The sequence below is a fragment of the uncultured Algibacter sp. genome (assembly GCF_947495925.1).
GTDB lineage: Bacteria > Bacteroidota > Bacteroidia > Flavobacteriales > Flavobacteriaceae > Algibacter_E.
In genome coordinates, this window is the sequence record NZ_CANMAU010000002.1 from 490,010 (window position 1) to 502,744 (window position 12,735).

The 12,735-nt window shown below is 33.4% G+C and carries 9 protein-coding genes and 1 riboswitch; of the genes, 7 read left to right on the forward strand and 2 right to left on the reverse strand.

Annotated features, from left to right (window positions below; genetic code table 11):
* The first annotated feature begins 81 nt into the window (after positions 1-81).
* The 4 genes from Q0857_RS05410 (at position 82) to Q0857_RS05425 (ending at position 3,441) form a co-directional block, all read left to right on the forward strand.
* Entirely contained in the window at positions 82-864 is a 783-nt protein-coding gene (locus Q0857_RS05410) for a hypothetical protein (protein WP_298532891.1), read from the forward strand.
* A gap of 62 nt (positions 865-926) precedes the next feature.
* Positions 927-1,496, forward strand: a complete 570-nt coding sequence (locus Q0857_RS05415) for a Crp/Fnr family transcriptional regulator (protein WP_298532892.1) — start codon at positions 927-929, stop codon at positions 1,494-1,496.
* Between the two features lie 69 nt (positions 1,497-1,565).
* Complete coding sequence (locus Q0857_RS05420) at positions 1,566-2,285, forward strand: DJ-1/PfpI family protein (RefSeq protein ID WP_298532894.1); 720 nt, start codon at positions 1,566-1,568, stop codon at positions 2,283-2,285.
* Between the two features lie 160 nt (positions 2,286-2,445).
* Positions 2,446-3,441, forward strand: a complete 996-nt coding sequence (locus Q0857_RS05425; RefSeq protein ID WP_298532896.1) for a bestrophin family protein — start codon at positions 2,446-2,448, stop codon at positions 3,439-3,441.
* Positions 3,442-3,638: 197 nt separating this feature from the next.
* Here the strand turns inward: Q0857_RS05425 and leuB are convergent, their stop codons facing one another.
* Together leuB and Q0857_RS05435 are read right to left on the reverse strand one after the other, a co-directional pair.
* Complete coding sequence (leuB, locus tag Q0857_RS05430; RefSeq protein WP_298532898.1) at positions 3,639-4,757, reverse strand: 3-isopropylmalate dehydrogenase; 1,119 nt, start codon at positions 4,755-4,757, stop codon at positions 3,639-3,641.
* Positions 4,758-4,836: 79 nt separating this feature from the next.
* Complete coding sequence (locus Q0857_RS05435; protein WP_298532899.1) at positions 4,837-6,012, reverse strand: 2-isopropylmalate synthase; 1,176 nt, start codon at positions 6,010-6,012, stop codon at positions 4,837-4,839.
* A gap of 148 nt (positions 6,013-6,160) precedes the next feature.
* Here Q0857_RS05435 and Q0857_RS05440 point away from each other — a divergent pair, with 148 nt between their 5' ends.
* From Q0857_RS05440 to thrA, 3 genes are all read left to right on the forward strand, one after another.
* Entirely contained in the window at positions 6,161-7,711 is a 1,551-nt protein-coding gene (locus tag Q0857_RS05440; protein ID WP_298532901.1) for a hypothetical protein, read from the forward strand.
* Between the two features lie 95 nt (positions 7,712-7,806).
* Positions 7,807-7,930, forward strand: a riboswitch (SAM riboswitch).
* Positions 7,931-8,046: 116 nt separating this feature from the next.
* Positions 8,047-9,321, forward strand: a complete 1,275-nt coding sequence (locus Q0857_RS05445; RefSeq protein ID WP_298532903.1) for an O-acetylhomoserine aminocarboxypropyltransferase/cysteine synthase family protein — start codon at positions 8,047-8,049, stop codon at positions 9,319-9,321.
* A 6-nt stretch (positions 9,322-9,327) separates the two neighbouring features.
* Positions 9,328-12,726, forward strand: coding sequence for a bifunctional aspartate kinase/homoserine dehydrogenase I (thrA, locus tag Q0857_RS05450; RefSeq protein ID WP_298532905.1), 3,399 nt, complete (start codon positions 9,328-9,330; stop codon positions 12,724-12,726).
* The last annotated feature ends 9 nt before the right edge of the window (positions 12,727-12,735 follow it).

Consider the following 12,735-nt stretch of genomic DNA (forward strand, 5'->3'; position numbering starts at 1 on the left):
TGAGTTAGCCTGATATTTATCGAAATCATTTATATTTGGAATAAACAGTAGTATTCTTACTGTAATCAAAAAAATCATACCATGATAAGTTGTTTCATCTTGAATTTTCTACCACTCTGGTTCAATTACATTTTAGTAGTTTTACTTATTGTTTTAGCCATACGAAGTGGTATGTCTTTTGCGAAATGGAGAAAGAAAAATTATGGAATTGGGGATGATTCTGCAATAAACACTCTTGTTGGCGCGACATTAGGTTTGCTTGCGTTTATATTGGCATTTACGTTTAGTTTGAGTTCCTCTCGTTTTGATGCGAGGAAGAATTTTTTATTAGAAGAGGTTAATTCCATTGAAACAACGTGGTTGAGAGCGGGTTTGGTGGCCAACCCGTTTAGAGAAAAGATACAGAAAGAACTTGAAGAGTACACCAGAATAAGGGTATACTTAGTGTCACATCCTGAAGATGTGAAAGAAATTATCAATAAGTCTCAGGCTATTCAAAGCAATATATGGTCTTTAATTACGGAATTAACGAAAACAGAAGATAGTAACTCTGTTGTTAATGGTCTTTTAATAAGCGCAGTCAATGATATGTTTGATTTTCAAACCAAGCGAATTTCTAAGGGCTTAATTGATAAGATTCCCACGTTAATTTGGGCGGCTCTTTTTTTACTTGTTATTATAGCTATGTTTGAAGTGGGGTATTTGTTAGGTAAAGCTGGGGCTTCTAACTGGGCAATGGTATTGGCGCTTTCTATGGCTTTTTCTGCGGTTATAATTATTATTGTAGATTTAGATAGTGTTACTGGTTTTATAACTATAAACAATCAGGTGCTTTTCGATATGTACGATCGGATAAAGAGTTGATTTTGTTTTTAATCCTTTTGAGCATTCTAATGAAGCTAAGCTTCGGTGAAAATTTTATTTATATGAATCCGGATTTAATTGCATACATCAAGAGGTTTGTGGATATTTCAAATGAGGAGATTGATATTTTTAATTCGTATTTGAAACCCAAAGAATTAAGTAGAAAAGCTTTTTTACTTAATGAAGGGCAAGTTTGTAAATCAAGGTATTTTGTAAATAGTGGATGCGTACGTTTGTATTATATTAATAATAAAGGAAATGAGCAAATTATTCATTTCGCAATTGATAATTGGTGGATTACTGATTATGAAAGTTTAATTAATAAAACTCCTTCAAAACTTTACATACAAGCTATAGAAAAGACAAGTTTATATGAGCTACCTGAGGAGTCTTTTGATGCATTATGCGAAGAAGTTCTTAATGCGGAACGATTGTTTCGAAAAATAATGGAAAAGACTTATGTGGCCATTCAGAAAAGAATTGAATACATCTATAGTTTATCTGGAGAACAGCTTTTTGAAACCTTCATTTCTGCAAATCCAGAATTTACGCAACGAGTTCCTCAATATATGATAGCATCATATCTTGGGATGTCTCCAGAATTTATTAGTAAGATAAAATCTAAAAAATAATTTTATTTCTTAATTAAGATTAAGATTTATCTTCTGTCCAACTTGTATTTTTGCTTCAAAACAACCAAGATGAAGAAAGTACTTTTTGTTTTTGTTATTGGGGTTACTGTTTTTAACTGCTCAAAACAAATAAAAAATAAGACTATAGTTAAAAAACCAGAACAGATGCATAGTATAGATAAGAAAATAAATGAAGAATTACCAACAATAGGGATTTTAATATTTGAGGGTGTAATAATAAACGAAGTAGTTGCTCCATTAGATGTTTTTTCGAATAAAGATTATAGAGACAAAGCCCTTTTTAATGTTATAACAATTGCTAAGGAAAATAAAACATATACTAGTGCCCATGGGTTAAAAATAACTCCAGACTATAATATTAATAATGTTCCTAATTTGAAGGTTTTAGTAGTTCCAAGTTCGTACACGCCTTCTGATCAGACTACAGACAAGAAACTAGTTGAATTTGTGAAAAAACAAAATAAAACTACAGACTATATTGCAAGTCATTGCGCTGGAGCTTATTTAATTGGTGAAACTGGGATTGCTGATAATAAGGAAATTGTTACTTATGTGACTGGAGGGGAGTCTTTAAAATCTGAATATCCGAATTTACTAGTAGCAGATGATAGTAAGGTTTCTGTTATTATTGATGGGAAATTTATTTCTTCAAATGGGAGTTTAGTAAGTTATATTGCTTCCTTTGATCTGTTAGAGAAGTTAACGGATAAAGAACATAGAAAGTATGTGGAAACTTCAATTCTTTTTAATCGATTAAAAGAAAATTAGAGAAGTGTTATAAATACCTGTCACTTTATTAATGTTTAGTCTATGGCTTTTTTAAAATGGGTAAGTTGTCTTTTAAAACATTTACTATTATATTTGGAATATGCATATTAAGAAAACATATACTACGAAAGAGATGTTTTTGTGGACTCGGTTCGAAACCATGCTTTTCTTTTTCATTATCACATTTTGGGTTGCTGTTTATTATTTTTTTGATTTGAGTTGGTTAAAAATTCCATGGACACCTTTGGCTTTAATCGGTACCGCTGTAGCATTTGTAATAGGATTTCAAAACAATGCGGCTTATGGACGAATTTGGGAAGCTAGGAAAATTTGGGGAGGTATTGTGAACACCTCTAGGACGTTTGGAGTTTTTGTGCAAGACATGGTTAACAATGAATATGCTAAGCCTGCAATGAGTAAAGATGACTTGAAAAAGGAAATAAAAGTATTAACCTATAGGCATATTGCTTGGATGAATGCTTTACGCCATGCTATGCGGGCCCCTAAACCTTGGGAGACCACCATGAGTCATAAAACAAATCAAGAATGGAATATGCGTCCTCCAGAATTAGACTCTGATCTTGATACAGATTTAAAACCTTATATATCTGATAGTGATTATGAGTATGTAATGAGCAAAGGCAATAAACAAACAGCTATGTTATATTTGCAATCACATCATTTAAGAACTTTAAAAGAAACGGGGGTAATTTGGGAATTTTCTTTTTTGGAATTAGAAGGTGTTATTCAAGAATTATTTACGCTGCAAGGGAAAAGTGAACGGATTAAAAACTTTCCTTATCCTAGGCATTTTGCAACACTGAATCACTTTTTTATGTGGATTTTTGTGCTTTTATTACCTTTTGCCTTAGTACCGCAATTTGCCAGTATTGGTAACGAGGTAACTGTAAATAGCCCGTTAGTAGGTGATCTTTTTATTTGGTTAGCCATTCCGTTTTATGTAATCGTGGCTTGGATTTTTCATACTATGGAACGTATTGGGAGAACTGGTGAGAATCCGTTTGAAGGTACAGCCAATGATGTACCCATTTCAACAATTTCTAGAGGAATTGAGATTGATTTGCGCCAGAATTTAGGTGAATCTGAAGATGGTATTCCTAAACAGTTTGAAATAAAGCACAATACCCAATTTTAAACAAAGTTTATTATTAGTAGGATTTCGCGCTAGGGATTGCAGTGGAAATCCTTTTGTGAGGCACGAGCAAAAGATTGTAACATAAAGCCCGACCCTTGTGGTAGCGCAAAAAAAAATAAAAAAAGCGCATTTATTACAATGCGCTTTAAGGACTTCCAGTCTGTTTAGTTTAATAGTTTGCTGACTAACTCAAATAATTAAATAATAGTGGATTGTCCTAAATGTATGTTTGTAAAGTTAAGGTTGGTTTCATCTGGATTATGAATAAAATCTTCAATGAAATCGCCAACCTTGGTAGTACTTATATTGTCGTATTTTGTATTTAAATCTGGTGTAGTTATATGCAAATTAAGCGATTTATCAACACCTTCTCTTACTCGGTTTGCTTCTTCGTCTAAACCAAAATGGTCCAATAACATAGCTGCAGATAAAATAGAAGCAATAGGGTTAGCAATGCCTTTATTAGCTGCTTTGGTATATGCACCATGAATGGGTTCGAACATGGCGTGCTTATCGCCGGTTGAGGCCGATGCCAATAACCCAATTGATCCTACAATAACACTGGCTTCTTCTGATAGGATGTCGCCAAACATGTTTTCTGTTAGAATTACATCAAACTGCCTAGGACTGATTATAAGCTCCATGGCTGCATTGTCAATGTACATATAATTCACTTTCACATCTGAATATTGCGAGGCAATTTCCTGAACGACACGTCTCCAAAGTTTTGAGCTTTCCAAAACATTAGCTTTGTCTACCAATGTTAATTTATGTTTTCTAGATTGTGCGGCTTTGAATGCCTGATGCGCAATGCGCTCAATTTCAAAGCGGTTATACTCACAAACATCAGAAGCCGTATTGCCGTCTTCACTTAAAAAGCGTTTTCCAAAATAAATCCCTCCAGTTAATTCTCTATAAATAAGAATATTGGTGTCTTTAATTTGTTTGATTTTTAAAGAGGATTTGTTAAGAATATCCTCATAGGCAATTACTGGTCGTATATTGGTATGTAAACCTAATTCTTTGCGAATACCTAAAAGGCCTTGTTCTGGACGAATTACGGCGTCAGGGTCATTATCATATTTAGGGTTTCCAATGGCACCAAATAAAACCGCATCTGCTTGTTTACATAAATCAATAGTGTTTTGAGGTAATGGACTTTCTGTTCTGTCTATAGCTGCAGAACCAACCAATCCTTTGGTGAAAGTAAATATATGGTTAAATTCCATAGCTATAGCTTTCAAAACCTTAACGGCTTGAGCTGTAACTTCTGGTCCTATACCATCGCCCGGTAAAACAGCAATATTTAATTTCATTTTAAAACTATTTTTTTCCTTCTAATGATTAATATTTGTAAATTAAAAGGAATTGCACTTTTAATGGAAATATTTTCGATTAAGAGGAAACTATCTCTTTGTAAACCTTACTTTTTTCTATGATTTGGTGGATATCGTTATCATCAACTTCTTTTTTCTGATCAGCAAAATCTAAAAAATTCGTATAGATTTCATCTAATTGAAGTTTAGTCAATTCATATCCAATATTTTTTGCTCTGTAAGCTAATGCTGCTCTACCACTTCTTGCTGTTAACACAATAGCAGATTCTGTAACGCCAACATCTTTAGGATCAATAATTTCGTAAGTTTCACGATTTTTAATCACCCCATCTTGATGAATTCCAGAACTATGAGCAAAAGCGTTAGCTCCAACAATGGCTTTGTTAGGCTGCGTGTAAATACCCATACTGTCCGAAACTAATTGGCTAATACCGTAAAGCATTTCTGTTTGAATTCTAGTGTCTAAATCTAAATATGGATGTTGCTTAAGAATCATAACAACTTCTTCTAAAGCAGTATTCCCTGCACGTTCACCAATACCATTAATAGTACATTCAATTTGTCGTGCGCCATTAATAACCCCTTCAATGGAATTGGCAGTTGCTAAACCTAAATCGTTATGACAGTGACATGATAAAATGGCTTTATCAATGCCTGTAACATGCTCTTTTAGGTATTTGATTTTTGCTCCGTACTCATGCGGAAGGCAATAACCTGTGGTGTCTGGAATGTTTAAAACAGTTGCACCTGCTTTTATTACCGCTTCACAAACGCGAGCCAAATATTCGTTATCTGTTCTTCCGGCATCCTCGGCATAAAATTCAACATCGTTCACAAAGGTTTTAGCATAGCTTACGGCTTTTACGGCACGCTCGATTATGGCTTCTTGTGTTGACTTAAATTTAAATTTTATATGAGATTCAGAAGTCCCGATTCCTGTGTGGATTCTTGCTGTTTTGGCATATTTTAATGCTTCGCCAGCAACCTTTATATCATTTTCTACAGACCGTGTTAAACCACAAACTGTCGCATGTTTTACAATTTTGGAAATTTCTTCTACTGATTTAAAATCACCAGGGCTAGACACTGGGAAACCAGCTTCAATAATGTCAACACCTAAATTATCAAGCTGCTCCGCAATAATTAATTTCTGTTCAGTATTCAATTTACAACCAGGGACTTGCTCACCATCCCTTAGTGTTGTATCAAAAATTTGGACTCTATTATCAGACATTTATTAAAATATATTTTCGTATTGTTCTACGAATGTATATTTTGGTTTTGTAAAAATGGAATTCCTTATTAATTTTCTACGATGTTTAACTCATGTTGTGGAGTATTAAAATACTGTAAATGAGTTTTTTAACATTGTTTTTGTAACTATGACAAGAGAGCAAAAAGATAATTTATTTGTTTTAATAAAATCACTGTCTAAATCTGAAAAAAGGCAATTTAAACTCTATGTAGGACGACTTGGCGTAAATGAGGATTCAAAGTTTTTAACCTTATTCAATATTTTGGATAAGCTATCAGCCTATGATGAGGCCACAATTTTGAAAAAAGGAATTGTGAAAAAGCAGCAATTATCTAATTTAAAAGCACACCTCTATAAACAAATTTTGATTAGTTTAAGATTAAATCCGTCTCATCAGGATATTAGAGTTCAAATACGGGAACAACTAGATTTTGCAACTATTTTATATCATAAAGGGCTTTACAAGCAAAGTCTTAAAATTCTAGATAAGGCTAAAAATCTGGCTATTTCGAATGAAGAAAAAAACGTGGCTTATGAGATTGTTGAATTAGAGAAAGTTATTGAGTCGCAGTATATTACTAGAAGCCTAAATAATAGGGCTGATGAACTCTCGGTTCAAGCTAAGGAGTTAAGTCAGCAAAATGTTTTGGCAAGTAAACTTTCTAATTTGTCATTACAGCTTTATGGGCAGTTTTTGAAGACTGGTTACGTGAAAAATAAAGCCGAAACAAAGCGAATTACAGAATATTATCATGATAGATTGCCTAAATATGATATTAATGATTTAGGGTTTAGAGAGAAACTTTGGTTGTACAAGGCTAAATTGTGGTATAGTTTTTTAACTCAAGATTTTTTAGCGTGTTACAAATACGCCAGTAAATGGGTGAATTTGTTTTATAAAAATCATGAGATGATTGTACTAAATCCTGTATTTTTTTTAAGGGGTAATCACTATTTATTAGAAGCTCTCTTCTATTTACGGCAGTACGAAAAGTTTAAATATGCTTTATCTAGATTTGAGCAAGTAACTCATGAAAAATGGTTCCCTGTTGATGATAACATAGACGGTTTAGCATTCTTATACATTTTTAATAATAAGTTTAACTTACATTTTATAGAGGGTAGTTTTGAAGATGGTTTAGCCTTAATTGATGATGTTTTAGAGCGTTTAAAAAATTACAAAGATCGTATTGATGAACACCATGTTATGGTTTTCTATTACAAGATTGCAAGTATGTATTTTGGTGCTGGCGATAATAAAAAGTGTATTTCCTTTTTAGAAAAAATTATCAGTAATAAATCACTTCAAATGCGAGAAGATTTGTTGTGTTTTTCAAGAATTTTAAATCTTGTGGCTCATTATGAAGCAGGCCTAGATTATAATTTAGATGTGCTTATAAGAAGTACTTACAAGTTTTTAATTAAAATGGAGGATTTGTATGAGGTGCAAAAAGAGTTTATTAAATTTTTACGTGGGTTAGGTGATATTTATCCTAACGAGGTTAAGAATGAATTTAAAAAACTGCATAGTAAATTAAAAGAGTTTGAGAACGATCCATATGAAAGTAGAGCCTTTTTATATTTGGATATTATTTCTTGGTTAGAATCTAAAATTCAAAATAAACCCATCGGACTTATTATTAAGAATAAGTTTAATGAAATGAAGTATAATTCATGACTTTACTATAAAAAGTAAAATTTCCGTTAAAAAATTTGGATATTAACTTTTTCTGAACGAATATTTGCATTCACAAAGTTCAAACACTTATTGAAATGTTATCAAGAAAGGTGGAGGGATAGACCCAATGAAACCTTAGCAACCCTTTAAACTTATTAAAGAAGGTGCTAAATTCTACTTAAACTCAGATTCATTTATCAGAGTTTGGATAGATAACCCCAAGAAATTACTTTTTGTAATTTTATTAACTCTTTATAGCATTTTTCTATTAAGTAGGCTACATAAGTAGCATATTGGCTTTTGGTTTAATTTATTAATTCAAAAAAACTAGAAAAATGAGCGATTTAAAATTAGCAACAAACGCATTACACGCAGGTCATGATGTAACTTCAAATGGTGGAGCACGAGCTGTACCAATTTATCAAACTACATCATATGTGTTTAACGATTCAGATCATGCAGCAAACCTGTTTTCATTGCAAGAACTAGGTTTTATTTACACACGTTTAAACAACCCAACAAATCAAATATTACAAGAGCGTTTAGCCTCTGTTGAAGGAGGTATTGGTGCTGTAGTTTTTGCATCTGGAACAGCTGCAATTGCAACAGGTTTATTAACGCTTTTAAAAGCAGGAGACCATATTGTAGCATCAAGTAGTTTGTATGGTGGGACTTATAATTTACTAAGTGTAACTTTGCCAAGGTTGGGTATTACAACAACATTTGTAGATGCTTCAAATCCTAATAATTTTGCAGCTGCGGTTCAAGATAACACAAGAGCTTTCTTTGTAGAATCTTTAGGGAATCCGAAACTAGACGTTCTAGATTTAGAGGCCATTGCCGAACATTCTAAAGCTGCCGAAGTACCTTTTATCGTTGATAATACGGTAGCTACTCCAGCATTGTTAAACCCAATTAAGCATGGAGCGAATATTGTTATTCACTCGTTAACCAAATATATTGGTGGTCAGGGCACATCTTTAGGTGGTGCAATAATTGACGCCGGAACTTTTAATTGGGCTAATGGTAAGTTCCCAGAATTTACGGAACCATCTGCAGGTTACCACGGTTTAAAATATTACGAAACTTTAGGTGCGGCATCTTATACTTTTAAATTAATATTAGAAGGCTTAAGAGATTTTGGTGGTGCTATGAGTCCAACAAATGCTTTCAATATTATTCAAGGTTTGGAAACATTACCGGTAAGAATAAAACAGCATAGTGAAAACGCGTTGGAATTAGCAAAATGGTTAGAAGCTCAAGATGAAGTAGTTTGGGTAAATTATCCGGGTTTAGAAAGTAGCAAGTACAACAGTTTAGCTAAAAAATACTTGCCAAAAGGTCAAAGTGGTATTGTAACTTTTGGTCATAAAGGTGGTTTTGATGCTGCAAAAATCATTGCAGACGAAACCCAAGTATTTTCTTTATTAGCAAATATTGGGGATACAAAATCATTAATAATTCACCCTTCAAGTACAACACATCAGCAATTAGATGAAGCTGAACAAGCATCGGCTGGTGTGTCCACAGATTTAATTAGATTATCTGTAGGTATTGAAGACCTAGAAGATTTAAAAGCAGATTTAAAACAAGCATTTGCTAAAATATAATTAAGATTGAAACATCCGTTACAACATATTATCATTAATACTTATACCACAGAAAATGGTGTAAGTAATCCTAACATAAAGTTAAGCTACCAAGTATTTGGTAAAGCTTTGGGGAGTGCACCTATTGTGTTGGTAAATCATGCTTTAACAGGGAATAGTGAAGTTGCAGGGGAAAACGGCTGGTGGAAGGATTTGGTTGGTGACGATAAAGTTATTGATACCAAATTATACAGCGTTTTAGCGTTTAACATTCCTGGTAATGGTTTTGATGGTTTTGTAATTGATAATTACAAAGATTTTGTAGCTAGAGATATTGCAAAATTGTTTTTACAAGGCCTTGAAGTCTTAAATACAGGTAAATTATTTGCTACAATCGGTGGGTCTTTAGGAGGCGGAATTGCATGGGAAATGGCTGTGTTGAAACCTAATTTCACTGAGCACTTGGTGGTTGTAGCGACCGATTGGAAATCTACCGATTGGTTGATTGCCAATTGTCAAATTCAGGAGCAGTTTCTGTTGAATTCTAAGCATCCTGTGCATGATGCACGTATGCATGCCATGTTGTGTTATAGAACACCAGAGTCTTTTAAAGAACGTTTTCAACGTTCCAAAAATGATGATTTGGAGATTTTTAATGTAGAGAGTTGGTTGTTGCATCACGGTAAAAAATTGCAAGAAAGATTTCAATTATCGGCTTATAAATTGATGAATCAGTTGTTAAAAAGTATTGATGTTACAAAAGGTAGAGCCAGTAATTTTAATGTCCTTGAAAACATTGAAGCTAAGATTCATATTGTAGGTGTAGATTCCGATTTGTTTTTTACGGCAGAAGAAAATAGAGAAACGCACAAACAATTGGCATTAACACATCCTAATGTTACTTATAATGAGATTCATTCGGTACATGGGCACGATGCCTTTTTAATGGAGTATGACCAATTAGAAAAAATTGTAGAAGGCATTTTTGTGCCACATTCTAAAAGAAAGCAAATGAAAGTATTAAAATTTGGAGGTAAATCTTTAGCCAACGGAAAAGGCTTAGAAACAGTGCTTTCAATTATTAAACATAAAGTTGAAGCGGGTGATAGAATTGCTGTTGTAGTTTCGGCAAGAGGTTCGGCTACTGATGATTTAGAAACTATTTTGAATAAAGCACTAAAAGGAGAATCTTATCAAGAAGATTTAAAAGCTTTTAAAGCATATCAAGCAGAGCCCTTAAAAAGCATTGATTTTTCTGAAGAGTTTTCAATTTTAGATAAGCTATTTGAAGGTGTTAGCTTGCTAAGAGATTATAGTAAAAAGACCAAGGATAATATTTTAGCGCAGGGCGAATTGTTATCTGTAAAGCTTATTTCTACCATATTAAACGAACGCGGTATCAAAGCTAAAGCTACTGATGCTCGCGAGTTGATAAAAACGGATGAAGCTTTTGGGAATGCACAACCTTTGTCAAAATTATCTAAAGAAAATACGCAATCTTATTTTGGAAAACACAAGGATGTGGTGAATGTGGTAACTGGTTTTATCGCTTCAAATTTAAAGAATGAAACGACTACTTTAGGTAGGAATGGTAGTAATTACACCGCTTCTTTATTAGCCAATTTTTTAGATGCAGAAGAATTACAAAACTATACACACGTAAGTGGTATTTATACTGCAGATCCTGGTTTAGTGCCCGATGCAAAACAAATACGAGAACTATCGTTTAGTGAAGCTAATGAGTTAGCGAACTTTGGAACATCGGTTTTACACGCTAAAACCATTATTCCGTTGGTTGAGAAAAATATCAACTTAAGAATTTTAAATACATTTAATGCAGATGATGAAGGCACATTAATTACTGCAAAACCAAGTACAAAAGAAGTAACTTCATTATCCATTTTAGATAATGTGGCGTTATTGAATTTAGAAGGACGCGGTTTGCTCGGGAAAATTGGTGTTGATGCTAGAATTTTTGGAGCGTTAAGTAAATATGGTATTAGTGTGAGTATTGTGTCTCAAGGGTCTTCAGAAAGAGGCATCGGCTTGATTATTGATGCAGACCAAGCCACTCAAGCGGTTATTGCTTTAGAACGTGAATTTGAAAGTGATTTCTATTCGCAAGATGTCAATAAAATTGATGTGGTGGATGATGTGGCTGTCATTTCAATTGTTGGTATTGAGTTGAGTTCGTTCCACAAACCATTTAATGCGTTGATTAAAAATCAAATTACGCCGTTATTATTTAATAATACGGTTACAGGAAAGAATGTGAGTTTAGTGGTTAAGAAATCGCAATTGCACAAGGCGGTGAATGTCATTCATGGTGAAGTTTTTGGAATTTCTAAAAAGATAAATATTGCCATATTTGGTCATGGTGGTGTTGGTGGCGCATTAATCAATCAGATTTTGAGATCTAAAGATGATATTGAAAAACGCAAAGGCATTAATTTAAATGTGTTTGCTATTGCGAACTCTAAAAAGTTATTGTTAGATAAAAATGGTGCGGAAGCCAATTGGGAAGATGCTATCAAATCGAGTTCTTATGATAGTTCCATTGATGATATCATTACTTATGCTGAAAATCATCATCTAGAAAATTTAATAGCGGTAGATAATACGGCAAGTTCTGAGTTTTACCAGAATTATATTCCGTTGATTGAAGCTGGATTCGATTTAGTATCGTCTAACAAAGTAGCCAATACAGTGTCTCATGATTTTTACAAAGAATTACGAGGGCAACTTGAAGAAAATAACAAGCAGTATTTATATGAAACTACGGTTGGAGCGGGATTACCTTTGATTGACACCATTAAATTATTGCATGAATCTGGTGAAAATATTACACGAATTAGAGGTGTTTTTTCAGGGACTTTAAGTTATTTATTCAATAATTATTCGGTTCAAGATAAACCCTTTAGTGCTATTATTCAAGAAACGGTGGATAAGGGATTTACAGAACCAGATCCTCGTGAGGATTTTTCAGGAAATGATGTGGCAAGAAAATTATTGATTCTAGCTAGAGAATTAGACTTGCAAAATGAATTTGAAGATGTTGAAGTGTTAAATTTAATTCCAGAGGCATATCGTGATATTTCTGTCGATGATTTCTTGTCGCAATTGGAAGTGTTAGATGAACAATATCAGAAATTAAAAGACGACCAAAAAGAAGGTCATGTACTGCGATATGTTGGTGATTTGTCTGGCGATTTATCGCAAGACAAAGGGAATTTAGAAGTGAAATTAGTATCTATTCCTGAAGATAGTACTTTAGGACATGTAAAAGGTTCTGATGCGATTTTTGAAATATTTACAGAAAGTTATGGAGAGCAACCAATAGTTATTCAGGGTGCGGGAGCGGGTGCAGAAGTCACGGCACGTGGTGTATTTGGGGATATATTAAGGCTATCTAAACATATAAATTAAATGAAGTCT